The organism is Limnobacter humi (assembly GCF_024518835.1).
Taxonomy (GTDB): Bacteria; Pseudomonadota; Gammaproteobacteria; order Burkholderiales; family Burkholderiaceae_B; genus Limnobacter; species Limnobacter humi.
Map to the genome: position 1 here is coordinate 531814 of NZ_JANIGO010000002.1, position 26139 is coordinate 557952.

Below are 26139 nucleotides of genomic sequence, written 5' to 3' on the forward strand. Positions count from 1 at the left end.
ACATGACCCAACAGCGCGCCGCCCCATGGACGCAAAAGCCGGTGGCCAGGCTGGCCGCCAGCCTGGTTGCGTTGGCCTTCACGCCATTGAACGCTGCTGCACAAATCCAACCCACGCTCATGGCCCAAGTGGGCAGTGCCCTGGGGCAAGTGGCCCAACGTGTGGAAAATGTCGGCAAACAAATCGTGGGCATTCCCGATGCTGCCGAGTTGCTGGGCGATGAGCGCCCGGTTGCACTGCTCCAAGTGTTCACCAAACGGATTGTGGTTCGCAGTGAGCCCAGCAGCAGTGCCCGTGGCATTGGTGAATTTTTCAAAGGCCAATTGGTCGATGCGTTCGAAGAGAAAGACGGCTGGTACCGTGTTCGTATTCAAGGCAGCCTGCTGGGTGGCTCTGTGGGTTGGGTTCAGCAAACGCAAGGCGACTACGGCGACATGGCCCTGGGCCTGTTTGCACCACGGGTCTTCCCACACAATCCGTTGCTAGACCCACAAACCGACAGCAGTCTGCGTCCATCCACCACCGCCACTGCCGGCAGTGTGCCGGAATCTGTGCCTCGCGCCATTCCTGGTCGGGCCCAAAGTGTTCCGCCCCGGGATATCGCCATCCCGGTGATTGATCCGTCGCAGGTGCCGCCACCGCAGCCCAACCTGCCCCGTGAAACCGTGTCAGTGCCTGACCGTTGGCGCATCATGCAGTCGCTGGGTTTTAAATTTCCTATTTACGACCCCTACAACCAAAACCCGATCAAGGCCGATTTGCCAGTGCTGCGGGACGTGCTGGGACCCGACTGGTTTTTTAACCTGAATGCGATTTCTGACACGCTCTATGAAGAACGTCGGTTCCCGGTGCCAGTACCACCCGTCACCTCCACCAAACCGGGACAAACCAGTATTTTTGGTGGGGGCGACCAGTCCATTTTTGCGCAAAACCTGATCGTTAGTTTGTCCCTGATCAAGGGCAACACCACCTTCCGGCCGCCAGACTATGAATTCAGGCTGGTGCCAGTATTCAATTACACCGACGTTCGGGTTCAAGAAGACCGTCTGCTCAAGATCAGCCCCACATCGGGCACCGAACGCAAAGAAGGGTTTGTCGGCATCCAGGAGGCCTTTGCCGACATCCACCTGCGCAACGTGTCAGACCGCTACGACTTCGACAGCCTGCGGGTTGGAATCCAGCCCTTCATCAGCGACTTCCGGGGCTTCCTGTTTCAGGACTTGCCCATTGGGGTGCGCCTGTTTGGTAACCGGGACAACAACCGCACCCAATACAATCTGGGTTATTTCAAGCGGATTGAAAAAGACACCAACAGTGGCTTGAATGACATTCGCCAGCCGTTGCGGGACGATGATTTCCTGGTGGCCAACCTGTATCGACAGGACTTCCCGGTGGTGGGCTTTACCAGCCAGGTGTCCTACATTCACAACCGCAACCATGAAAATGACGGTCGGTATTTCGATGCCAACGGCTTTCAGGTGCGACCAGCCTCCATCGGTGACCAAAAGCCGTTTGCCTACCATGTGGACTATTTCGGCTTCAGTGGCGACGGCCATTTCGGACGCACCAACATCACCACCTCAACCTATTACGCCACAGGCAAGGTAGAGCGCGATCCCATTGCCCAACGGGAGCTGGACATCAGTGCCTGGTTCCATGCCACCGAGGTGTCTCGGGACTTTGACTGGATGCGTGTGCGGGGCAGCTTCTTGTATGCCTCGGGTGACAAAGACCCCTTCGATGGCAAAGCCGAGGGTTTTGATGCCATTTTCGAAAACCCGCAATTTGCGGGCGCTGACACCAGTTTCTGGATTCGCCAAAACATCCCGTTGGTGGGCGGTGGCGGTGTGGCCTTGTCGGGCCGCAACGGCGTTCTGCCCTCCTTGCGTTCCTCCAAAGAACAAGGCCAATCCAACTTTGTAAACCCTGGCCTGCTGTTGCTGGGCATTGGTGCCGACCTGGATGTGTTGCCGGAATTACGAATTGTTAGCAACTTGAACAAATTGCAGTTTGAGGACACCACCGTGCTGGGCGTGTTGCGTCAACAACGGCCGCCTTCCCGCGACATTGGTTATGACGCCTCGGTGGGATTCCAGTACCGGCCCTTCTTCACGCAAAACGTGGTGGTCAATGGCTCGATTGCGCGGCTCTTTCCAGGCGATGGCTACAAAGACCTGTTTGGTGCGGACAACGCCAAACGCCCTTACTCACTGTTGTTCAACGTGTTGTTGACATTTTAAGGTTTGGAAATACTGCCTGTGCCACATCAACCCGCCACTGCTGCCCCACTGTTAAGTCGCCAACGCCTGAGGGTGTTGGGCGCGGCTTTGGGCCTTGCCTGCATGTTGGGGCTGCTCACTGGCGAGCAGGAAGCCTGGTCATCCTCGGAAAAATTGTCCAACCGGGCCTACACCATGGCACCGGCTGCACCTGCCCGACAAACCGAAGCGCAGGCCCAACTGAAGTCCGAAGGCTGCATGAGCTGCCATACCCAAACCGACCAACACACCATGCATGAAAACCCAGGTGTGGTGCTGGGCTGTACCGACTGCCATGGCGGCAATGCGTCGGTGAAATGGGCTGGCCCGGAAACCCCGGTGGGCAGCCTGGCCTTTGACCACACCCGTGCAGCCCGTGAACACGGTTACAACCCAGCCTACAGGGTTGCGTTGGACCAGGCTCATGTATTGCCCCGCAATGAAAAATTCTGGAACTACCCAGCCTCCGCCAACCCACAACGCAGCTTTGCAAAACTCAACAAGGAACACCCGGCGTACATTCGCTTTATCAACCCGGGTGATTTGCGCGTGGCGCGTGATGCCTGCGGGTCTTGCCATTTGCCCATCATTCAGGCTCAAGAAAGGAGCCTGATGAGCACCTCGGCCATGCTCTGGGGCGGTGCGTCCTACAACAACGGCATTCTGCCGTTCAAGCGTTACATCGTGGGCGAGTCATACACCGCAGACAGTCAACCGGGCCTGCTGAAAAACCCGATTGAACCTTCGGACGAACTGCACAAGTTCAAGGGTATTTTGCCCTCGCTGGCCCCCCTACCCGCCTGGGAAACTGCACCACCTGGCGATATTTTCCGGGTTTTTGAACGCGGTGGGCGTGTCATCAACTCCACGTTTCCGGAAGTGGGCCTGCCCAACGTGTTGGGCCAAATTCAGCGGCTGGACGAGCCCGGCCGCCCCGACATCAAACAGTCCAACCGGGGCCCTGGCACTGGCCAGCGCATTGCGGTGCCCCTGATTAACGTCACCAAAACCCGCCTGAACGACCCGCACCTGTGGTTCTTGGGCACGAATGAACAACCGGGTGATTACCGGTCCTCCGGCTGCACCGCCTGCCACACGGTGTACACGAACGACCGTGACCCGCTGCATGCGGGCCCTTATGCCAAACTGGGCAACACCGGCACCACGCAAACCGTGGATCCAACGATTGCCAAAAATGAATCGGGGCACCCGGTGAAACACAGCTTCACACGGGCCATTCCCAGCTCGCAATGCATGGTGTGCCACATGCACCAGCCCAATGTGTTTGTGAACAGTTTTTACGGCTACATCATGTGGGACTATGAAAGTGATGCACCCCACATGTGGCCGGAGAAACAGCGCTACCCCAGCGACGCTGAGATGCGGGAAATTCTGGACCGCAACCCGGAAGAAGCATCGGTGCGCGGCAAATGGAGTGACCCGGATTTCCTGAAAGACGTATCCACCCTGAACAGCAAACTGAAAGACACCCAATTTGCCGACTACCATGGCCACGGCTGGAACTTCCGGGCGGTCTTCAAGCGAAACCGCAAAGGCACCCTGCTGGATGCCAAAGGCAACCCGGTGTCGGATGATGATCCCAAAAAATTTGAAAAAGCCGTGCATTTGAGCTCCATTCACATGGACCTGGGCATGCACTGCGTGGACTGCCACTTTGCTCAAGACATGCACGGCAACGGCCACATTTATGGTGAAGTGGCCGCCGCCGTGGAAGTGGACTGCGCCGACTGCCACGGCACTGCCACGCAATACCCCACCCTGCGCACCAGTGGGCCTGCTGCGCCACCCGGCGGCACCGACCTCACCAAGCTGCGCACGCAAGACGGTCGCAAACGGTTTGAGTGGCGGGATGGCAAGCTTTACCAACGCGCCGCGCTAGACCCCGACAAAGAATGGGAAATGAGCCTGGTGAAAGACACCGTCAACCCCAATAACCCGCATTACAACGCCAAAGCCGCCAGGGCCAAATTGATGGCCGCCGGTGAAGAGGGCATGGACGGAAAATGGGGCCCCGGTGTGAAGGAACTTGCGCATGACAACAGCAAGATGACCTGCTTTACCTGCCACCTTAGCTGGACCACCAGCTGCGCCGGTTGCCACCTGCCGATTCAGGCCAACTGGAAAACCGAACGGCTGCATTACGAGGGCGGAGAAACCCGCAACTATGCCACCTACAACCCGCAGGTGGCCCGCGACGACATGTTCCAGCTCGGCAAACATAGTCCAGTGAAAGGCAGCCGCATTGCGCCGGTGCGTTCCAGCTCGGCATTGGTGTTGTCGTCCACCAACGCCAACCGCGAGCGCATTTACATTCAGCAACCGCCGATCGCTGCCAGCGGTTTTTCGTCGCAGGCATTTGCCCCGCACTACCCGCACACCGAACGCAAAGAAGAAACCAAAACCTGCACGGATTGCCATGTGTCTCGCGACGATGACAACAATGCCATCATGGCTCAGCTGCTGTTGCAGGGGACCAATTTTGTCAACTTCATCGGCTTCAATGCCTGGGTGGGTTCAACACAAGACATTTCGGCCATCACGGTGACTGAATGGGATGAACCACAAGCAGTGATTGGCAGCTACTTGCACCAATACGCCTACCCGGACTATTACGCCCGCCACCTGGCCCATCAACGTGAATTGGCCGATGGTGAAATGCCCATGCTGCAAGACCACAGCACTGGTGGTGCAGCCTCGTGCATACAACTGCGCGGCGAATACGTGTTTGTGGCCGAGGGCAAAGGTGGCTTCCGTGTGTACGACGCGGCCAGCGTGGCCAACAAGGGCTACAGCCAGCGCATCGTGAGCGCCCCCTTCAGCAGCCTGGGGCAAGACACCCATGTGGCCAGCAAAAACGCCACCTGCATGGCCTTGCCCACCAACCAGAACATTGCCCCCGAGCGCAACCAGGGCGACCTGATGCGCAATATCAACCAGGAACAAGCCTTCCACCCGATGTACCACTACGCCTTCATTACCGACAGTGAAGAAGGCTTGATTGTGGTGAACGTGGATACGCTCACCGACGGCGAAGCCCGCAACAATTTCTTGAAGCGTGCCACCACTTGGAACGACAAAGGGATACTCAACGGTGCCAGCCACATCACCCTGGCAGGCCATTATGCCTATGTGGCCACGCCCAAAGGCTTGGTGTTTTTGGACATTGATGACCCATTGAAACCCCGCACCATCACCACCCTGCCCTTGCAGGATGTGCGGCACACCGCAGTTCAATTCCGGTACTTGATGGCCACCACCGCAAAGGGCCTGGAGGTGATTGACATCACCAACCCCGAGAAACCCGCGCACACAGGTGCAGTGGTGCCCTTGGCCAATGCACGGGGTGTGTACCTGGCCCGCACCTATGCCTATGTGGCGGCTGGCGCACAGGGCTTGGCCATCATTGACATAGAAAAGCCCCGTCAACCCAAACTTTATCAACTGTTCACAGCGGGTGGACAACTGAACGATGCACGCGACGTGGTGGTGGGCTCTACCAATGCATCCCTGTTTGCTTACGTGGCCGATGGCGTGAACGGATTGAAGGTGTTGCAACTGACCTCGCCCGAGAGTCAGCCCAAGTTTTACGGCTTTTCTCCCGACCCCAAACCCGCGCTGATTGCCTGGCGCAAAACCCACAGCCCAGCCATTGCGCTGTCCAAGGGCCTGGACCGTGACCGAGCCGTGGACGAAACCGGTGGTCAAATTGCGGTGTTTGGTCGAATCGGTGCGCGGCCGTTTAATCGCCAGGAAATGGAAGCGTTTTACCGGCGCCCGGATGGTCGACTGTGGACGGTCACCGACACGGTTGAAAAAGACAAATACGTGCCTTTGCTGGCCAGACGCCCGGCAGTGGACTCCGTGGCCTTCAAGAGGACAACACCATGATGACCTTCGCGACTTTTCATCGGTGGCCAGACCTCAAATCCGTGATGATATGGGCCTTGTGGGTGCTGACCTGTCTGGTGTGGACTGTGTCTGCAGCGCAGGCCCAAGTCATGCCGCACCAGTCCGGATTGAAATCCATGGGCACAGTAAATTGCGCCAGTAGCACCTGCCACGGCAGCATTGACGAGCGCAGCGCCACGCCCGTGCTGCAAAACGAATACACCACCTGGCTGCGGCAAGACCCGCACACCCAAGCCTATGCGGTGTTGAAAAATGAGCAGTCACGCCGCATTGCCAAAAACCTCGGCTTGCCCAAACCAGCGCATGAATCCAAAGTTTGCCTGGATTGCCACAGCCACAATCCGCCTGCTGCCCAACGCGGCCCACGGTTTGATGCCACAGACGGCGTGAACTGCGAGGCCTGCCATGGCCCTGCCGAACAATGGATCAAAACGCATGTGGAGCCCAACGCCACCCATGCCAAAAATGTGGCCAACGGCCTGTACCCCACCAATGAACCCTATGCCGTCGCCAAACTCTGCAGCAGTTGCCATGTGGGCGATGCCAGCAGGCCCATCACCCACCGCATCATGGGTGCCGGGCACCCGCGCATCTCCCTAGAAACCGATACTTTTCTGGCTTTGCAACCACCGCATTACCGAATCGACGCCGACTGGACCCAACGCAAAGGCGCTTTTGACAGTGCCAAAATTTGGGCCATGGGCCAGCTGGTGGCAGCACAAAACCTGGCCGACCTGATGGCGGACCCGAAACGCAACCGGCAAGGCATACTGCCCGAGCTGATGGTGTTTGATTGCCATGCCTGCCATTCGCCCATGAGCAAAAAGGACTGGACACCCAAACTGGGCAGCAGCCCTGGCCAGGCCCGCATCAACGATTCCAGCCTTCTCATGCTTCAGGCCTTGTTGAAAGGCGCACGGCCTGAGCTTTATCCAACCTTGGCCAGCAAGGTGAATTCGGTGCATGTGGCAGCGACATCGCCCGCATCCAGCATGACGCAATTTGAAACAGCGGCCCGCGATCTTCAGGCTCACTTGAAGAGCCTGCAACCTCAGTTGGCCTCCAGCAATTTCAATACAGCCCAACTGGACAATGTGTTGCGCGAATTGCTGAACCTCGCCGGCGAACAGCGCTTGACTGATTTTGCCGGGGCTGAGCAGGTGTATATGTCGATGTCAGCAGTGGCCAACGGCTTGCAAAGCCGAGGTAACTCGGCAGTGGGTAGCAAGGTTAATCAGCGCTTGCCCGCCCTACTGGCTTTTGTACGCAACGATGAAAGCTATGACCGCACCGCCTTCCAACAGGAGTTGGTCAAACTCAAAGCGTCTGTGGGAGGTCAATAACATGCGCCCAACACCCAACAACAGCCAAACAGCCAAACCAATGTTTGCACACCTCACAGCCGATTACGACATTGCAATTGTGGGTTCAGGCCCTGCGGGGTTGTCGGCCGCCTCACGCGCGCAGGAACTGGGCTGCAGCTACGTGCTGCTGGAGGCTGAAAACCACGCGTCTGACACCATCTACAAATACCAGAAGGGCAAACACGTGATGGCCGAGCCCGGCTTTTTACCTCTGCGCAGTGGCATGTCATTCGAGGCAGGCAAGCGCGAAGCGATTTTGGGCACGTGGGACACACAACTTGCCCAGCAAGGCATACACATTCAATACAAAAAAAAGGTGTCGACCATTCAAAAACTGAATGGCGGGGAAGGCCCGTTTGCTCTGGCTTGTGAAGATGGCACGCAATGCACTGCCCGCACAGTGATTTTGGGTATTGGTCTGCAAGGCAACATTCGAACCATTGGTACAGCGGGTGACGACCTGCCCAATGTGCAATACACCCTGAACGACCCCGATGAATTTCAGAACGAAACCATTGTGGTGATCGGCGCGGGCGATGCGGCGATTGAAAACGCACTTGGCCTGATGAGCAAAAACACCGTGTTGTTGGTGAATCGCCGGGAAGAATTTGCCCGCTGCAAGGAAGGCAACCTGAATTTGATTCTGGCTGCCGACAGCAACGACGACCTGAAAATCCTGTACAACACCAGCACAGTACGCATTGAAGAAATTGCCGGCGCTACCGACAACGCCCCCAGCCTGCGCTATGTGTACAAAGGGCCCGATGGTGAGCGGACCCAGGATGTTCACCGCATTATTGCCCGCTTGGGTGCAACCCCACCCCGCCAATTGGTGGAGGGCTTTGGGGTGCAGTTTCCCAACAGCGATCCGAATGCGGTGCCAGCGCTCTCGGAAACCTATGAATCCAATGTACCAGGGCTGTTCATTGTGGGTGCGCTGGGTGGCTACCCCCTGATTAAACAAGCCATGAACCAGGGTTATGAGGTGGTGGACACCATCATGGGCTTGCCGGTGGTTCCTGCGGATGAACCGCTGCTGGCTGACAAGTTCAAGAGCCTGGGTGACCGCAGTGTATCCGAGGTACTCGACCTGATTGCGCACAATGTGCCGGTGTTCTCGGGCATGACACGCCTTCAACTGCGTGAGTTCATGTTGGAATCTGCCGTGCTGAAACCCGCCAAAGGGCAGGTGGTGTTCAAGAAAAACGATTACACCAGCACTTTCTTTTCGATTGTGGAAGGGTCGGTGGACATTGAGTTGGTGGACAAGCAAGGCAAACCCTTCACGGTCAACCTGGGGCAAGGCCAGTATTTCGGTGAAATGGGGTTGATTTCTGGTCGGCGCCGAACTGCCACAGTGCGCGCCGGTGCAGGCTGTGTGCTCGTGGAAACACCGCGCAAAGCCATGCTCAAGCTGATTGCCTCGGTTGACAGCGTTCGAAAAACCATCGATGAGGTGTTTGTGCGCCGGGCCATCAGCATGTACCTGGCCCCCTCGCTGGAAGCCACCGCGGTTGAAAAACTGCTAAGCGGTGGTATCGATGTTCGCCGCTATGCCAAAGGCGAGGTGCTGTTCAAGGACGGCGATGAGGCCGATGGCCTGTACCTGATTCGCCGTGGCTCGGTGGCTATTTCCAAGGTGATTGCCGGGAAGGAAATGGTGCTTTCCTATGTGTCTGCCGGGAACTACGTCGGCGAAATGGCCATGCTGAACAACAATCCGCGCTCAGCCACTGTCACAGCAGCCGTCATGACGGAAGCCCTGGTCTTGCCGGCAGGCCCGGTGCGCACAGTGCTGGATGAAAACCCACAGTGGCGCGCTGCCTTGCAACTGCAGGTGAGCAAACGCGTGCGCAGCAACATCTTCCGGGAGGACCAAGCCTACCGAGACAGCGACCTGGTGCGCTTCTTGATGCAAGAGGGTTTGGGTGAAGCCACCGATGCGCTCATCATTGACGAAAACCTGTGCATTCAGTGCGACAACTGCGAAACCGCGTGTGCCGACACCCACGATGGCACATCCAGGCTGGACCGCAGTGCCGGCCCCACTTTCCAGAATATTCACATTCCCACATCCTGCCGGCATTGCGAACACCCACACTGCATGAAAGACTGCCCACCCGATGCCATTCGCCGAAACGAACACGGCGAAGTGATGATCAATGACTCCTGTATTGGCTGTGGCAACTGCCAGCGCAACTGCCCCTATGGCGTGATTCAAATGGCGGTGAAAGCGCCCCCCAAGAAAGGCAATCTGTTGACCTGGCTGCTGTTTGGCTTGGGTGACAAGCCCGGTCAGCGCGTGGGTGAGTACGACCCAAATGCCATCAAAAAAGCGGTGAAATGCGACATGTGCCACGGCAGCAGTGGTGGACCGGCCTGCGTGCGGGCCTGCCCCACCGGTGCAGCCATCCGGATATCGCCTGAACAGTTCCTGATCAAGCCCAGTGAAACGGCTTGATCCGTTTACTTGGTGTCGAACGTGGTAACGCCATCCCAATGGCTGCCTGGTGGATTTGATCTGAAGTGCTGGATGCGATCCCGATACAGCGTGTACAGGGTGCTGTCTCCGTGCTCGTCGACCAATTGCTGAAGGATTTGTTCAGCCTTGTCCCATTCTTGGGCTCTGAACGCCGTGAGCAGCGCATGCCACTGGTCCAAGCGGGCTTGTTCGGTGGCCGTCATGCCGGCCTTGACCGCCACCGGGGCATAAATGGCCACCGGTTCCAGTTTGCCTTTTACCCGCACGGCATCCAGTTCCTGAAACACCCAAGAGGCCACAGCCTGCCGGGTTTGTGGCCCAACAATAACCCCGGCACCATAGGTTTTGGTGATGCCTTCCAGGCGTGAACCCAAATTCACCGCATCGCCCATCACCGTGTAGGCCCGTCGAATTTTCGATCCCATGTCACCAACACGCATCACCCCTGTGTTCACGCCCACACCAATTGAAAAGGTGGGCCAGTTGCGGGCCTTGAACCGGGCATTCAGTTTGATCGCTTCTTCTTGCATGGCCACTGCGGCTTGTGTGGCCAGCGTGGCATGATCCACATCGGACACTGGTGCGCCCCAAAAGGCCATGATGGCGTCACCAATGTACTTGTCCAGCGTACCCCGATGCGCACGAATGATTTCGGACATGGTCGTCAAATATTCGTTGATGTACTCGCGCAGCTCATTGGGTTCCAGGCTTTCCGAAATGCTCGTAAAACCCCGCACATCGGAAAACAACACGGTCAACTCCCGGCTCTCGCCTTCCATGGAATAGCGACTGGGGTCTGCAGCCATTTCGGTCACCAATTCGGGCGCTACATACTCGCCGAACAGGTTGACCATTTGGCGTTTGCTGCGGCTTTCCGCCAAATAACCGTAGGCCACATCGAACATGAAAATAGCCAGTACCAGCAACAGAACCACGGCCACTGGCAATACCAGGCTGGCTTGAAAATACAATGCAAAGTTGACAGCAATGGCACCCGACAACACCACCAATGCGGTCACCAGGGACCACACCGGGTTGAGAATGGGCATCAACAAGCTGAGGGTTAGACCAACCACCAACACGGACACCAACACCAAGCCTTGAGAAAACTCGGGCTTCAGCTTGTAGTCCCCATCCAGCATGCTGGACAACACATTGGCATGTACCTCAACACCCGGATAAGCGGGATTGACCGGCGTGCTTCGAAGATCAAGCAGGCCTGGGGCTGTGGTACCCACCAATACAATTCGGCCTTCAAATTGCTCAGGCTTGAATTTTCCACCCAGAACATCGGCCGCCGACACGTATTGGTAAGCACCACCGGACGGCCCACCTTTCCCGCGAAAGTTGACTCGGCTGATCAAACCACGCTCCACTGGAATATCCAGACTGACTTGGTCAGATCGAAGCGCCAGCAGCTCAACCGCCCCGTAATCGTCGGGAACACCTTCCGGGAATACGGGGATAACCTGCGGGTTGCCCAAGGCCCTGCGCAGCGTGGCCAGGGCCAGGCTTTGGTAGTACCCATCTTGATACTGAGCAACCAAAGGAATACTGCGCACAGTGCCGTCTTCATCAATCATCGGGTTAAAAAAACCACCACCAGCCTTTTTTTGAAGCACTGGAATATTGCCGCCATACCCCTGCCACTGTGTGCTGTCGAGCGCCAGGCTTCCCAACTGGGCGCGCTTGAACAACACCGGCGGAAGCGCACCGTAGGTGGCTTGCGCATTCTGATTCAGGTAATAGCCGAGCACAACCGGACGCGATGCGATGGTTTGCGCGAATTGCGAGTCCCGATCAAAGGCCTGTGCCAGCGCGGGCTGGATTTTGTCCAATGCGGGTTTGAGGGCCGGGTTCAGCGCTGCTGCCTCACTCAGCGCCTGGGCTGCGTCGCTGGACTGCGGTTCGGCAAACACCACGTCAAAGCCCACCACGGCAGCCTGCAGGTGGTCGGTCAACTCCACCACCAATTGGCTCAACACATCCCGAGACCAAGGCCAGCGCCCGACCTGACTCAAACTGTTCTCATCAATGTCCACGATGATGATGCGTGGATCGAGTTCCACCTGGGCGGCCGTGGTGCGCAAGCGCACGTCATAGATGAGGTGGTCCAAGCGCTGAACGATCTCTGAATGAGCAAGCCCCAACACATTCAGCACTGCGATCCCGGTGAAAGAAAACCCCACCAGGATACGGAACCCCTTGCCCAACCAACGTTGCCAGTGTTTCGCCATCATGGCGCACACTTGGGGGCAGAAAACGGCGGTGACGACAAGGTGTTGTCACGCACAATCACATCGGGTGGCGCAACCAACAGTTGTGGGGGCAAGTTGGTGAATGTCTGCACAAAAGCGCCCTCCCCACGGTTGACCATGAGCGGCGGTTGTTGACCGTTGGTGATGACAATCGTGCCGTCGTTCACGGCCACAAAGAGCTGCGCAGAGTCTCCGGGTGGTGGCCCACCCTCAGGGCCCGTCATTGAACGCACCGGGGTGGATGACAAACTTTCAAAGTTCGGCGGTGTTTGTTCCGGCAATGGCCCTGCATTGGGTACGCGATTGAGCAGGTTCGACACCCCATTTTGCAACTGAATATTTAGGTTACCTGGCAATAGCAACGCGGATTGCCCTGCACTGACAATCTGGTTCGACCCATTGTTGGACGTCAATTGAACCGAGCCGTCGCGCATGTCCAGCGTGAATTGGGCACCCGACGAACATTGCACCAGGATCACTCCACCACCGGAATCGGCTGCAGTGCAACTCATGTCCAGCGCGGTGCCCCGAATACCCACCGTGGCGGTCTCGGTAAAGAACTTCACATTCTTGGGTTCGGCTTTGCCAATGGCGCCAGTCACTGCTCGCACTGCCCCTTTCAGCAATTTAAAGGAGGCCACCGAGGTATCGGGCGAGGCTGGCGCATACCGGTAAGCCGCCACTTGCAGACTGCTGCCACCGGGCAATGTCAGGCGGGTTGAGTCAGCCATCACGAGCACGGCAAAGCCGCCGTCGGAGACCCGAACTTCATCGCCGGCAAAGACCGCACTACCCTTGGGAACAGCGCGTGATTTCCCCTTGCTGTCGGTGGCGGTCAATTCCCCGTTGAGTTGAGACACCCGCCCGGCCACATCGGCCATGGACGTGTTGGTGCTGGACGGCTTGTCGGACTCCGAAGACGCCAATCGGTTGCATTCATCGCCTTTGCAAATGCGCGCAGTAAAGTCGGTTCCGCGAATGCCAATCGTGGCGGTTTCACTTTTCATGGAAAATGCATCGGCATTGCCGCGTTTTCCAATGAGACCGGTCAAAGTCCGCAAACCGCCTTTCACCAGCTTGAACTCTGCTTTGTCTGCAATCGGCTGCTCGGGTTGATATTCATAGTTTTCAACCACAAAGCGGGACCCTGGCCGCAAAGCCACCTGCGTGCTGTCAATGAATTCAAGCACCGCCGTGCTTTTGGCCTGGGTATTGATGATATCGCCTTTGTACAGAGCACTGCCCGCTGCAGCAAATCGGGATTTGCCAGCCGCACTTTGCAAATTCACCAAACCGGTTACCACCTTGATGGTTCCAACAGACTGAGCTTGTGGAACCACACTGGCAGATGCTGCCGGGCTCACGGTTTGAGCCTGCACAGTCCAGCTACACAAATGAACAGACAGGCCGACGGCCATCCCGAGAACCGACCTGACGAGGTCATTGGACTGAGTCATGCGAAGCTTCCTCATTTGCACACCGCCGCTGGACGCTTGGGATCACTGGGCCCACCACGCAACATCAAATCTGGGTTTTGCTGTGACACCGGAACCGGACCAGTGTTCTGGCTGGCAAAATCGGATGCCTGCTTTTGTTCCTGGGGCGTTGGTTCACCGCTGTTGGGGCCAGTGGACCCGGGGGGTGGCGGTGGCGGTGGTGGTGGGTTTCCACTGCTGCTCAACGTGGAATTGGTGGGGGGCGGCAAAAATGCCTGGTTCAAGTTTTGACTGATGGGCGAGGTCGATGTGCTGCCTGTTGAGCCTGAGCCGATGGCGTTGGCTGGCGTATCCACCAGCGACGTGCTCAAGAAGGCACCATTGCTGCTCATTCCCGCCACCGGTGCAGCAAAGGTGTACAACAAACCGGTGTTCACGGGTGAAACCGCCGCAAACTGGCCGGTGATGGCATTGGCCTGCAGGAAGGTGTAGGACGAGCCACTGGTGAGCGCACCGCCCCCACCGCCATTGGAAATGTCAATCAGATTCAATTGCCCATTCAGTGCAGCAGTACCGTTAACCAGAATCACATCATAGTCCACCCCAGGCTGGCCTGCGGCGCGCACCTCAATGTCGGTGATGCTGCTGCTGTTCAGGGTCAAATTGCCGTTGACCGTCACAGCCCCGGGAGAAGCGCCGGGCGCAAACCGTGTGTTGTTCAGGCTGATATCGCCCGCGAAATTGCCGAACCCGCGGAAAGCACCACCGTTGAACACCAGGTTGCCAGTGGTTACAGTGCCCGGTGCAAAGAAAGCGTTACCGGCCGATTGCTGGAACCCGATTGGACCGAAATTCAGCTGAGCGCCGTTGGATGTGAATTGACCACCGTTGGCGAGCCCCCCTTGCAGGTTGTAAGTTTGACCAACACTGCCTTGCAGCGTGAGCCCACCGGTGTTGTTGATGCTATTACCAACCGTGCCCGGTAAAGTGAATGTAAATTGGCCCGCATTCACAAACCCACCGGCACCGGCCATGGTGCCGTTGAACACATAATTGCCCGTGTTGTTCAGCGTGCCGTTGTTCAGCAATTGATTGCCAAGCACCGTGCCTTGGGTATTACTCAGTGTCAACACGCCGCTGTTGGAGATCGTTCCCACACCAGAGATTGGGCCAGACAAGGTGTAGTTGCCGGAAAAATCAACAGTCCCGTCATTCACAATCGCATTGCCCAGCACTTCATTGACCAGGTTAGCGCCGAACCGAACTGTAGAACCCATACCAGCCACCAGGCGCTTGCCAGAGGCCAAGTCGCTGGCACGAAGATCGTTAATCCCCGTCATGAACACAATGTCGGTATCGTTCACCGCAGCGAACTGAATTTGGGAGACATCGATCTGGGACGCAAAAGCCACACCACTGGTCGACAAACTTGGCGCAGTGGGATTAAGCGAACTCATGACCGAACCCGCAAAGCTGCCGGTTTGATCAACATCAAACTTCACGCACAGGTTGGTGACACTGCAATAAAAGTTGGGCACGCTGGAGAAGAACAGCGGATCGGGTGTACCGTCCACCACAAAGGATGGATTGGCGTAGGTGCCAAGAACAGTGCCAACCGGGGTGCCAGTGCCCGAATTGAACGACTCGTATTCGAATTGGGTCAGCAGCTCCAACGGCAATTTGCCCACCGTGAACACCGGGCGCTGAGGCGGCGTTTGAATGCCGGACTGTAGGTAGTAATAACTCACCGCCGGTGAGTTGCTTGGATTGTTGCCGCTGACCTGCAAACGAATGCCAGACCCCACATTCAAAACCATGGCATCGGGGATTGAGCCGGCCTGGGCAGCGTCATACAACTTGCGACCCGCCAACACCGCATTGCCCTGACTGGCTGATGTAAAGGTGGCTTGTCCATTCAGGTTGGCAATGCCATTGGCATCGGCCTCCACAATGATTGCATCATTGCCCGCCAGCGTCACCGTGCTTCCAGCAAAGACAGGTGCCGGTACTGCAGCACCTGTGTTGTCCTGGTTGCCCAGCAACAGCGCAGACCCCACACCCAAGTCAATGTTGGCTGCCATGGTGATGTTGCGCAACTCCAGCAAGTTGTCCGATTCAACCGTGAGTTTCCCGGTGCCGTTGCCTGCAGACAGGTAGCCACCCTGAATGGTCAGGTCGTCAAACACGATGATGTTGCCTTTGGCCAAGGGGGAGTTGGTGGCTGCGTTCTGTGAGGTCACGGCGGTGTTGTCCCAACGCCCGGCCACCGCCAGCAGACCGCCATTGTTGCGCGCAATCGCATTCAGATCGGCACTGCGGAATCCGCCGTTGAACGACAAACCTGACGTGGCGCCATTCACCGTCATACTGCCACCGGTGGTGTTGATTTGTTGTCCACGCAGATTCACGCCACCGGAATTGATGTTCAGCGTTCCCAGAAACGAGAAACTCACGGTTGGGTCTGGCGTTGAATAGCCGCTCACCGATGATGGCGAAGTGGATGAATAATCGGGCCGTTGACCCATGAACAGACTTCTTTCCAGCGCACCGCCATTGACCTGGATGTTGGCCTGTTGGATGGACATGGTGGTGATGGGGGTGCTCACCGTGGTGCTGATGGGCGTCTGCGTTTGCGGGTCAATGCTGGTGACCGAATAGGTATTGTTCATGAAGGTTTCAATGGCATTCTCAAAACCATTGACCTGGATGGCCACCGGTGCATTCAGTTGCCCATCCAGACCGTCCAGCGAAATCACTGCACCATGGGTTAGCGGGTTGACAGCATTGGTCGAATTGTTGAAGGCATACGCCGGGGCCGTCAAACCGTTCATCACGATTGTTGATCCAGGCTGGGCAGTAAAACTGCCGTCTGAGGAAGAACGCCCAGGCTGTGGGGTACCGGAATAATTGCCGCTGAGATTGACGCCCAGGTTCAAAAAGGATGGGCCATTCAGGGTCAATACCGAGGCTGAACCCATGGAAAGGTTTTGAATCGCAGCCGAACTTTGGTTGATGTTCAGCTTGCCATTGAGCAGCAGGTCTCCAGCAGCCAGGGTGCCATACGTGTTGCGGGTGGAATCGCTGTTCACGTTGATGGTGCCATTGACCAGTGCATCGCGGAAGAACACATAACCACCCTGGCTGTTCAACATGCCCGTGCTGCCCACGGTCAGGTTGTCACCCGACAATGCACCACTGTTGCTGTTGCCGCTGCTGACATTCAACGCGCCGCTATTCACATTCACGGTTTGGATGTCATTGAATTCGATGAGGTTTGCCGTGCCACCGTTAATGTCCAGCTGATTCATGGACACGCCAGTGACGGACTCCACCAGCAAGGCTGGATCATTGGCGAACACGCCGCCTGTATTCACGCTGGTTTTTCGGACATCGAATGTGCTGCCCACCGTCAGCGAACCATTGCTGACTGTCAGCTCCAAGGGGATGGGCTGACCAGTGCTGGATTGAGGATCAATCTGCGCAAAAATCTCACCCATTCGAACAGATGAGTTCTGAATATTCACCTGAGCGAACTTGTTGCCATCGGAAAATACCGGAGGTACCGTGAGGGATGGGCCAATCGCTGAGAAATCGCTTGAAACTTCTAACCTTGAGAATTGCGATGACACACTGGCATTGCTAGCTCCAGCGAGAAAGTTGACTCCCATGGCTGGAACACCAGCACCGCCAGGATTCGTCAGCACGCCCAAGGCGGACTGATCAAAAGGCACCAAATACAAGCCACCATCGCCCAAATTCAACGGTGCACGGATGTATACCGGCCGATCCACATCGAAAGACAGGCCAAGGTTCAGCCCAACAAAGTCCGATTGGTTGGGGGCAACCGAGATGGCAGCATTGATGTCAATTTTGCCATCGGCTTTTAGAATGAGATTAGGCAAATGCCCAGCGGCTCCTGTGCTGTTGGGTGTGCCTATTTGCAGGGGTGCTTCAATACTCAGATTTCCAGATGCCGTCTGCTGGCTATTGGGATCGAGCCCAGCAGTGGCCTCCAAAATAACCTGGCCATTGTTTTCCAAACCAGTTTTAAGTTCGGCGACATTCAAGTAGGATTCCACACCGCTGACACTGGTTGGCCCTGCGACCACATGCAGATTCTGTGGGTCCAGCAACCAGGTGCCAGCATGCCCTTGGGGCGCGGATGTGTCGGCTGCGCGGCCGACAGTCAAGGTTTGTCGACCCGAGGTTTCAATGCGCCCCCCGTTGCCACCCTGCTGACCACCAGTCGCTTGCAATTGTCCATGCACGGCTGTGTGGGCTTCAGACCAGGCCACAACCTCACCACCTGCACCGTCAACGGTGGCATTGGCTGTAACTTGAGCACCGGCTTCTATGGTGGTGTTTTGTGCAGAGGACAACACCGACTGGTCACCCTGCCAGGCGCCGCCCAAACGCACCACGCCACCACCACTGCCCCCGTCGGCATGAATGCGGGCGGACGAATCCACCTGAACCGATTGCCCGGTGACCTCGATGGTGCCACCTTGACCCAAAGCTGAATTGGCGGTGAGCACGCCACCCACTTGAGCGGCACCGCCCAGTGCTTTGAACTGAATCACCCCCCCTTGGTTCACCGAGGCACCTGTTGCCTCGACCACACCCGTGTTGCGAACGAGTGCGCTGAACACCGATGCCCGTTGACCGATGATTTGCCCCAGGTTAACCGCCTGCGAACCTGCCTGCGCCGTGATGCTCAAGCCCACCGTTGGATTCATGAGATCGACCACAGTCACACTGTGACCAGCGGCCAACAACACCTGACCATCGGCGCGAATCAAGCCAGAGTTTTCGACATTGGGGGCAATCAGCACGATGGAGCCGCCCTGCGAGGCCGATAAACTGCCCTGGTTGACAATGTTGCCAGCACTGCCATCGCTTGCAAATTTCAAATGCCCTTTCAACAAATCGGCATTGCTGGCTGCCAACGTACTGGCCAGAAAACCCGCCGTATCCACTTGCGCGCCCTGCCCGAAAACAATGCCAGCTGGGTTGATCAAAAACACTTGCCCATTGCTTTTCAGGGCTCCCAGGATGTGTGAAACATCGCCCCCGGTCACCCGGTTAAACACCTGGCTGGCCGAATGTTGCTGAAGAAACTGGGTTGTTTCACCCGCCCCGATGCTGAATTGTTGCCAGTTCAGAATGGCACCCGGCGTGTTGGTGATTTGTGTCAGTGCGCCAAGGTTCTGCACGGTGGCCTGACCTGCCACCACCGACAGCCCGCTGGGGTTGGCCCAAGCTGCAGTCGAGAGCACCGATGCAATGGCCATCGACAGGGCTGTGCGACGAAAATTCTGGTTCAATGTGCGCATCGTGGCCTCCTTAGAGTGCTGTGGCAAAAGAGACATGCAACATCACATCCCCTTGGGGTTGGATCGGAACGCCGGACACCACACGGGCCAGATCAACACGGAACTGCTGGCGCGGTGCAAAGGCAAATCGTGCACCGATGCCATAGGACATCAAATGGGGCTCACTGGGTGAGCCAGAAGCAGCATTGTGAAGACGCACCTGCGCTGCTTCGGTGAACACCACCGGCATGAAACGTTCGAAAACACCGCCAAAACTTTTGGCCAGGTTCGGGCCTTGCAATTCGATCGATTCGCGAAGACCTGAATCACCCGACAACACCCGCTCCTCAAACCCCCGAACGGAATACATGCCCCCGGCACCAAACTGCTCACCGGAAATCAGTGCATTGCCGGAGTATTGGCCATCCACCTGGGCAGTGAAACGCCAGTTTCCCAGCCATTGATCGGACCATGCCAGGCTCATGCGAAACACATCAAAATCGGCCCGCGCAGCACTGTTGGACTGGCTGTATCGCACCGTGGAGTTGTCGCCACCCGTGACATAATTTTTGAAATACGCGATCTGTGCGCTGCGCGTGCGGGTATCCTGGGCTTCGGTCAGACTATAGCTCACGCCAGTTGGGCGACTCTCCAGGTTCGGAACCAGACTGGAACCCGAACCATTGAGCTGCACCTGGCTGACAAACTGCTTCAACTCCTGTGAAACCGTAACGCGCTGGTCAAAGCCAGCCAAACGGTCCATCAGATAAGTCCAGCGCACCGCGTAGCTGGTACCTGCACCCTGCACTGAAATTGAACTGGCCCCCAAACTCAAACTGCCTGCATTCACATTGGAATCGCTGTAGGCCACTTCCAACATGGAATTGAGTTCGTAAAAGGGAATTTTGTAATTCAGACCGTACACTTCCACGTCAGACCAATGGCCCGGAGAAGTGACATACTGCAGTGACGCCATGTGGTCACGGTTCAAAAAGTTGTTGTGCTGAAGGGATACCCCCAAGCGGAAATCGCCCGTGGCGTTCGTCCCGGAATTGTCCAGACTGACATAGGCTGCCAGGGGGGACTGATCGCTCACTTTCACCTTGGCATCCACCAAACCTGGTTTGTCACTGGGCTCCAGCTCAACCCGTACAATCCGGGATGGATTGTCATTGACCAGCCGGAGATTTTTATCCATGTCCACCGTGTTGATCAGTGCACCCTGCTTAAGCACTGGCAGGCTGGCAGCCACCCGTTCAGCGGGTAAAAAATCATTGCCTGACACCTGAACAACATCCAGGCGGGCATCCACAATCTGCAACTTCAGGCGTTGGCCAGGTTCCACATCCTGCTCTGGAATCAAAACCCGCACCACCTCAAAACCGGCCAAGGCATGCAGGCGTTCAACCGCTGCAGTGGCTGTTCTCAACTCGGAAAATGTGATGGGTCGACCGGAAAAACCAGCCAGTACAGCCATCACCTGATTGCGGGGAACCAGTTCTGGCCCTTGAACCTCAAAACCGGCGATTGAAAAGACAGGCTCATCGTCTGAGCCTGTGTCACTGTTTGATACGGCTTGTTGAACAGAAGGCAGCGGTGCGGCAGGTGTTGTGGAATCTTGCGCCCAGGACAATACCGGGTTCAGCATCATCAGGGTTGCCCAGGCTGTGGTGCAACGCTTCAGGTTGGATGTGTTGATCATGATGAGGTTGGCTTAAATATGGAATACCTGCCCAGCCGCCAATAATTTCAATGGCTGGGCACCCGGGTACTTCTGAAGCTGGTGTTGTATCCGCTCGAACTCTCGGGGTTTGAGATGACTAATCCAAACCTCACACGGCGTGCGAACTTTCTGAAGCTCATCGAACAGCAACGCTGGGCACAGGTGTTTGGCCAGGTCTGCCAACCACTGTTCCTCATCCGGAAAGGCCGATTCGATGAACAGATAATCCACTGCCCGGCCTGCGTTGATCAACTCATACAACCGGTCTGTTCGGTGGGTATCCCCTGAAAAACACCACCGGCCGGTCGGGGTGCTCAGAAACACACCCACTGCAGGCACCGTGTGCTCCACCAACACCGTGTGAATGGTGCGATTGCCCAGCACAATGTCTGTTTCAGGTTCAATCACCACATATTCCATCACGGGATGGTCGGGCTCCGGAATCCGGGTGAAGTCGGGCCAAATGGATTCATTGAACACATGCTGGCGCAAGGCATGAATGGTCTGGGCAATGCCATACACTTTCAGGGGGGAAGCGCGCCCAACACCCACGGAGTCGACCAGGAACGGCAGACCGCAAATGTGATCCAGGTGCGCATGGGTGATGAACACATGGTTGATTTTTTCAAGGCGCTGAAAATCGATGTTGCACAAACCGGTGCCTGCATCGATCAGGATGTCCTCATCAATCAGAAAACTGGTGGTGCCTTCTCCGGGGATTCCGATACTGCCGCTGCACCCCAACACCTCAACGGTGGAGTGTTTCCGCATAGCACCTCTTGGCTGGCGATGGTTTTATAGTGATTGTTCTATACGGCGTAGTATATCTTCAATTGCAAGTTTACCCGCTTCGTAGCCCAACTGGATGATTTCTGCACGCCGTTCAAACTCCATCAGTCCGATGGACTGGATGGGCGGCTGAATCACCAGATCGCACACGTGGCGAGCCTGCCGTGCTTTTTCCAGACCGCCCAATTCAATGACCCGCATCATGGATTTGACCAAACCGGGCATCACCACCGCTTGCCCCTGGGCCATGTGGGCCGAGATGTCCTCCTCCATGCCCACATCCACGGCAATCACCCGCCGAACACCTTGGGCCCGCATCACATCCACTGGCAAGTTGTTGAGCATAGCACCGTCCACCAAAACCTGTTGCTGATGCACATGAGGCTCAAACACCACGGGGATCGACGTGCTAGCCCGCACAGCCTGCCATTGCAAACCAGTGTCAAATATTTGAGGAGTGCCCAAGGTCAGATTGCAAGCCACAGCGTAATAAGGCACAGGCAGGTCCTCGATCATGTGTTGCCCAAAGGCTTTCAAATACACCTGGTCTGCAGCACGCGACTTGATAAAACCATGGCGCGGTATCCAGTAATCCGTGAACTTGAAGGGCAAACCCTTTTTGAAATGGACGCTGAGTTGTTCAATCACCCAGTCAGCACCCTGCCCCTGCGCAATCAAACCGCCCACCAGTGCACCCATGGAGGTTCCGCCCACCCAGTCAAATTCAATGCCCGCTTCGTCCAGGGCTTTGAACAGGCCTGCATGGGCAAACCCTCGAGCACCGCCACCACCCAACACCAGGCCACGGGACAAACCCAGCACAATCCGGGCTGCACGGCGGTAGTCCTGGGCCTGACCTTGCCGCAAATGCAACACCCGGCTATGCGGGCCACACAGGGAGCGCAGGCGGGCCGCCACATTGGGCTCCACCCAGGCCGCTTCGTGTACCAACAATATCCAGACGGGTGTCAACTCGTCCAGCGCCTGCAAATCAGCTTCCAGTCGTCTGCACCAATCTTGGTTTTGAAGGGTGCTGGCGCAAACTGCCAACAGCACGGCATCCGGTGCGTCTGGCATGCTCGCCTGGATGGCATCATGCGCATCCACCGCCACCCAACGAACAGTGAATGTCGGCTCAGACTGTGCCAGGCGACTCACTGTTGTGCGGAACAGGGCTTCGGTTGATTCCGCCAACCCCTGAGGACGAACCAGGTTTTGAAACACCAGCGTTTGCTCGGTGCTCACGGTGGCGCTGTACCCCAGTTCATGCTTGAACCGTGCCACCAAAATACGGATCAGATGCTGATAAATACCCGCACTGCGCTGACCAATCGACTCGATCACCGACTGGTCAATCTCCAGCAGCACTGCATCCTTGCGTGCGGAAATGGTGAGGGTACGGGCCGACTGGTCAAAAAAACCCAGCTCGCCAATGATGTCGCCCGCAGAGAACAACAGACTCAGGTCCAACTGTCCATCGGGGCGTCTTCGTTGTCCTTTCAGTTGCCCACTGGCAATGATGAAAAACGATTGGCTCACATCCCCCTGCTTGAACAACACCTCGCCCTTGTTCAAGGTCCGGATGTGGGCCTGTTGAGCAATTTGTGCGACTTCAGCCAAGGGCAGCTTGAGCTTGTGCGCCAACACCTCGATGACCGATGGTAGGATCATCGACGCCCGGGGCCCGGTGCTCATGCTGCGTCGTTAACTGCAAGCGGTGTGGTGGTCAGCGTTGTCCAGATGCAGGCACCTTTGACCTCTTTGTCCAGCGCCTGAACATAGCGGGCATGAAGCGCAAGCTCATCGGCGCCGGGTTCCGGCTCTGGAAGTTGCAGGCTGGCCAGCTCAATGGTGGCGTCAGTGGCCCCACCCTGGCCGGCCGACAGGTCGATCACCAGGCTGTCCTGACCGCGGGTCATGGCCAGGTAGACCTCCGCCAAAATCTGGGAATCCAGCAAAGCGCCGTGAAATTGTCGGTGACTGTTGTTGACACCCAGCCGGTCGCACAAAGCATCCAGGTTGTTGCGCTTGCCGGGAAACATCTCGCGGGCCATCGTGAGCGAGTCAATCACACCGTCGACGTGATCGGCCATCTTCCCGAGATTCAAACGGTCCAGTTCGCCATCCAGAAATCCAATGTCAAATGCGGCATTGTGAATGATCAAGGTGCTACCACGCACAAAATTCAGGAAGCGCTCCGCAATGGCGGAGAACACTGGCTTGTCGGCCAGCATCTCGTCCGAAATGCCGTGTACCTGGAATGCACCCTCGTCCACCGCGCGCTGCGGGTTGACATACTCGTGAAAGTGCTTGTTGGTGACCTGTCGGCCAGCCACCTCAATGCAACCAATTTCGATGATCCGGTGCCCTTGACGTACCTCCAGACCCGTCGTTTCGGTGTCCAGTACCACATAGCGCATGGTGATCTCCTTGTCTTATTCTGTTGTTCTGGCTTCACGCAAGGCCACTTCAACGCCCTGATTGGCCAGCGCATCGGCCTTCTCATTGCCGGGGTCGCCCGCATGGCCCTTAACCCAATGCCAGCGAACCAGATGGCGGGCACTGGCATCGTCCAGAATTTGCCACAAATCCGCGTTTTTAACCGGCTTTTTATCGGCGGTTTTCCAGCCATTCATCTTCCAGTTGGGCATCCATTCCAGAACACCCTTTCGCACGTACTGGGAATCGGTGTAAACATCCACGCTGCAACGCTTTTTCAGGGCATTGAGCCCCTGGATGACCGCCGTCAGTTCCATGCGATTGTTGGTGGTGTTCAATTCACCACCGCACAGTTCTTTGGCGTGGCTGCCAGACTTCAACCAAACGCCCCAACCACCCGGGCCGGGATTGCCTTTGCAGGCGCCGTCGGCATACATCACCACCGAGGAAATTTTCAAATCACTCAAGACAAGTCCTGCTGTTGGTTCAACGGGGCGCCCATTGTAGGCCCTTTGTTCAAGGCTTTGTTCGCCACGGGCTTGAGTTGTTTGACTGACAGCGATTTGTCTTTGAAAGCGGGGCCAATCAAGCGCATGCCACGAACGCGCTTGACCGCGCAAATCAGATACACACCGCCGCACACGGGCCACCAGCGGTCCCCGGCATGCTCCATAAAACCCATGCGATTCAAACCTGCATCGGTAAAAGAAGGAAAGCGGTAACAACCGAACCGACCAAACTCCGGCTCCAGAGACAGCAGTTTGAGCCAATCTTTCAAACGACTCAGGTGGATGGGCTGACAACCCTGAGGCCATACCCTGGCCCAGCGCTTGAACATCCAGTGACGCAGGCCCCACAGGGACATCGGATTAAAGCCGGTGATCAGCACGCGCCCCTCGGGCATCAATACCCGCTCCACCTCGCGCAGCAGTTGATGGGGGTCCGAAGAAAATTCAAGCACGTGGGGAAGAACCAGCAGATCCAGCGACTGGCTCTCAAACGGCAGGTCTTCGTAATTGGCATAACAATCGGGAACCCGAGTGGCCGCGGGGCCGCCTTGCTCACGCAAACCGCCCGGCTGCTCCAGCAGCAACAGGTCTTGCACATAAGCCTTGTGGGGAATCCTGTTCTCGCGCAGTCCATCCACCCGCTGCGTACCCAACTGCACTGCATGCAGACCAAACAGATCCGGCACCACGGAATCGATCCACGCCTGTTCCTTGCGGACAAAGTACTGCCCGGCCGGACTGGACAACCAGTGGTCCAGTGCTACCATGGTCAGCCGTTGATCGTCGAAGGGTGACAGAGGTTCAGATGGAATCATTCAAAGCATCTCAGGCATCGGATTGGGTGGTGCACGGCGTACCGGCATTTCAGGACAATTATCTTTGGATTATTGAGCACACGCCAAGTCGCCAGTGTCTGCTGGTCGACCCAGGCAGTGCACCCGATGTGCTGGCCTGGCTGCGGGCTCACCACCTGCAGTGTACTGGCATTTTGATCACCCATCACCACCTCGACCACATTGGCGGGGTGGAAGCCATCTTGGCGACAAGCGATGGGGAAGTGCCCGTCTTTGGAACCCGCACCGGCCGAATCGCCGCTGTGAATCAAGCCGTTGACGACGGCAGCATCGTGACCTGGCAAGGGTTGCAAATCCGTGTACTGGGTGTGCCTGGGCACACCCGGGACCACTTGGCCTATGCCATCGAACAAACCACTGCGGGCGAACGCTTGCCAGTGCCCTGGCTATTCTGTGGGGACACCCTCTTTAGCGCCGGTTGCGGCCGACTCTTTGAAGGAACCCCGGCAGACATGTTTGCCTCCCTTCAGAAAATCAATCAAATGCCCGAGCAAACACTGGTGTTTTGCGCCCATGAATACACCGAATCCAACCTGAGGTTCGCCTTGAGCATTGAACCGGACAACCCGGACATCCAAAACCGGATGCACGAAGTACAAAGAGTTCGGACAGCAAATTTGAGTACAATACCGACGACTTTGAGAATCGAGCGCCAAACCAATCTATTTGTTCGATCGAAAAATGCCAACGAGCTCAGAGATTTGCGTCTGAAAAAAGATCAATTTTAAGAACTTAGCAACTTTTAGAGTCGGTTTACATTCCTTGCAAACAGGGTTGAATAATGT

Annotated in this window: 14 protein-coding genes; 5 read left to right on the top strand and 9 right to left on the bottom strand. The window is 56.7% G+C overall.

Annotated elements, in window-relative coordinates; translation table 11 throughout:
- The first annotated feature begins 2 nt into the window (after positions 1 to 2).
- The 4 genes from NQT62_RS07485 to NQT62_RS07500 are packed head-to-tail and all read left to right on the top strand — an operon-like array spanning position 3 to position 10013.
- Positions 3 to 2240 carry an SH3 domain-containing protein gene (locus NQT62_RS07485; protein WP_256764052.1) on the top strand — a complete coding sequence of 746 codons (2238 nt, stop codon included), beginning with the start codon at positions 3 to 5 and terminating at the stop codon, positions 2238 to 2240.
- 18 nt (positions 2241 to 2258) lie between these two features.
- A complete protein-coding gene (locus NQT62_RS07490) occupies positions 2259 to 6167 on the top strand; it encodes a hypothetical protein (RefSeq protein WP_256764053.1) in 3909 nt (1302 codons plus the stop codon).
- On the top strand, positions 6164 to 7531 hold the full coding sequence (locus tag NQT62_RS07495) for a multiheme c-type cytochrome (RefSeq protein WP_256764054.1): 1368 nt from the start codon (positions 6164 to 6166) through the stop codon (positions 7529 to 7531). The genes NQT62_RS07490 and NQT62_RS07495 overlap by 4 nt, the downstream gene beginning before the upstream one ends.
- Before the next feature lies 1 nt (position 7532).
- Positions 7533 to 10013, top strand: a complete 2481-nt coding sequence (locus NQT62_RS07500; RefSeq protein ID WP_256764055.1) for a cyclic nucleotide-binding domain-containing protein — start codon at positions 7533 to 7535, stop codon at positions 10011 to 10013.
- Positions 10014 to 10018: 5 nt separating this feature from the next.
- On the opposite strand, the gene NQT62_RS07505 is transcribed toward NQT62_RS07500, so the two are convergent.
- Genes NQT62_RS07505 through NQT62_RS07555 form a run of 9 tightly spaced genes read right to left on the bottom strand, consistent with a single transcriptional unit; the run spans position 10019 to position 25315 of the window.
- Positions 10019 to 12274 (bottom strand): CHASE2 domain-containing protein, encoded by a 2256-nt coding sequence (locus NQT62_RS07505; protein ID WP_256764056.1) that lies wholly within the window; start codon positions 12272 to 12274, stop codon positions 10019 to 10021.
- The gene (locus NQT62_RS07510) at positions 12271 to 13749 is read right to left on the bottom strand and encodes a FecR family protein (protein ID WP_256764057.1); all 1479 of its coding nucleotides are present in this window, start codon (positions 13747 to 13749) and stop codon (positions 12271 to 12273) included. Before NQT62_RS07510 ends, NQT62_RS07505 begins: the two co-directional genes overlap by 4 nt.
- Before the next feature lie 11 nt (positions 13750 to 13760).
- Positions 13761 to 19061 carry a two-partner secretion domain-containing protein gene (locus tag NQT62_RS07515; protein ID WP_256764058.1) on the bottom strand — a complete coding sequence of 1767 codons (5301 nt, stop codon included), beginning with the start codon at positions 19059 to 19061 and terminating at the stop codon, positions 13761 to 13763.
- 10 nt (positions 19062 to 19071) lie between these two features.
- Complete coding sequence (locus tag NQT62_RS07520; protein WP_256764059.1) at positions 19072 to 20742, bottom strand: ShlB/FhaC/HecB family hemolysin secretion/activation protein; 1671 nt, start codon at positions 20740 to 20742, stop codon at positions 19072 to 19074.
- A gap of 12 nt (positions 20743 to 20754) precedes the next feature.
- On the bottom strand, positions 20755 to 21534 hold the full coding sequence (locus NQT62_RS07525) for a 3',5'-cyclic-nucleotide phosphodiesterase (RefSeq protein ID WP_256764060.1): 780 nt from the start codon (positions 21532 to 21534) through the stop codon (positions 20755 to 20757).
- A gap of 24 nt (positions 21535 to 21558) precedes the next feature.
- Positions 21559 to 23247 (bottom strand): patatin-like phospholipase family protein, encoded by a 1689-nt coding sequence (locus tag NQT62_RS15455; protein ID WP_306173581.1) that lies wholly within the window; start codon positions 23245 to 23247, stop codon positions 21559 to 21561.
- Positions 23244 to 23972, bottom strand: coding sequence for a DNA polymerase III subunit epsilon (gene dnaQ, locus NQT62_RS07545; RefSeq protein WP_256764061.1), 729 nt, complete (start codon positions 23970 to 23972; stop codon positions 23244 to 23246). The genes NQT62_RS15455 and dnaQ overlap by 4 nt, the downstream gene beginning before the upstream one ends.
- A gap of 15 nt (positions 23973 to 23987) precedes the next feature.
- A complete protein-coding gene (gene rnhA / locus NQT62_RS07550; protein WP_256764428.1) occupies positions 23988 to 24428 on the bottom strand; it encodes a ribonuclease HI in 441 nt (146 codons plus the stop codon).
- Between the two features lie 26 nt (positions 24429 to 24454).
- Positions 24455 to 25315, bottom strand: coding sequence for a class I SAM-dependent methyltransferase (locus NQT62_RS07555; RefSeq protein ID WP_256764062.1), 861 nt, complete (start codon positions 25313 to 25315; stop codon positions 24455 to 24457).
- On the opposite strand from NQT62_RS07555, the gene gloB reads away from it, so the two are divergent.
- Positions 25306 to 26082, top strand: a complete 777-nt coding sequence (gloB, locus tag NQT62_RS07560) for a hydroxyacylglutathione hydrolase (protein WP_256764063.1) — start codon at positions 25306 to 25308, stop codon at positions 26080 to 26082. The two genes, NQT62_RS07555 and gloB, sit on opposite strands and share 10 nt — an antisense overlap.
- The last annotated feature ends 57 nt before the right edge of the window (positions 26083 to 26139 follow it).

What these genes read in the sequence shown, in the direction of transcription:
- NQT62_RS07485 (WP_256764052.1), top strand. Translation starts at nt 3, where the DNA reads ATGACCCAACAGCGCGCCGCCCCATGGACGCAAAAGCCGGTGGCCAGG.
- NQT62_RS07495 (WP_256764054.1), top strand. Translation starts at nt 6,164, where the DNA reads ATGATGACCTTCGCGACTTTTCATCGGTGGCCAGACCTCAAATCCGTG.
- NQT62_RS07500 (WP_256764055.1), top strand. Translation starts at nt 7,533, where the DNA reads ATGCGCCCAACACCCAACAACAGCCAAACAGCCAAACCAATGTTTGCA.
- NQT62_RS07505 (WP_256764056.1), bottom strand. Translation starts at nt 12,274, where the DNA reads ATGATGGCGAAACACTGGCAACGTTGGTTGGGCAAGGGGTTCCGTATC.
- NQT62_RS07510 (WP_256764057.1), bottom strand. Translation starts at nt 13,749, where the DNA reads ATGACTCAGTCCAATGACCTCGTCAGGTCGGTTCTCGGGATGGCCGTC.
- NQT62_RS07515 (WP_256764058.1), bottom strand. Translation starts at nt 19,061, where the DNA reads ATGCGCACATTGAACCAGAATTTTCGTCGCACAGCCCTGTCGATGGCC.
- NQT62_RS07520 (WP_256764059.1), bottom strand. Translation starts at nt 20,742, where the DNA reads ATGATCAACACATCCAACCTGAAGCGTTGCACCACAGCCTGGGCAACC.
- NQT62_RS07525 (WP_256764060.1), bottom strand. Translation starts at nt 21,534, where the DNA reads ATGCGGAAACACTCCACCGTTGAGGTGTTGGGGTGCAGCGGCAGTATC.
- NQT62_RS15455 (WP_306173581.1), bottom strand. Translation starts at nt 23,247, where the DNA reads ATGAGCACCGGGCCCCGGGCGTCGATGATCCTACCATCGGTCATCGAG.
- dnaQ (WP_256764061.1), bottom strand. Translation starts at nt 23,972, where the DNA reads ATGCGCTATGTGGTACTGGACACCGAAACGACGGGTCTGGAGGTACGT.
- rnhA (WP_256764428.1), bottom strand. Translation starts at nt 24,428, where the DNA reads ATGTATGCCGACGGCGCCTGCAAAGGCAATCCCGGCCCGGGTGGTTGG.
- gloB (WP_256764063.1), top strand. Translation starts at nt 25,306, where the DNA reads ATGGAATCATTCAAAGCATCTCAGGCATCGGATTGGGTGGTGCACGGC.
- NQT62_RS07555 (WP_256764062.1), bottom strand. Translation starts at nt 25,315, where the DNA reads ATGATTCCATCTGAACCTCTGTCACCCTTCGACGATCAACGGCTGACC.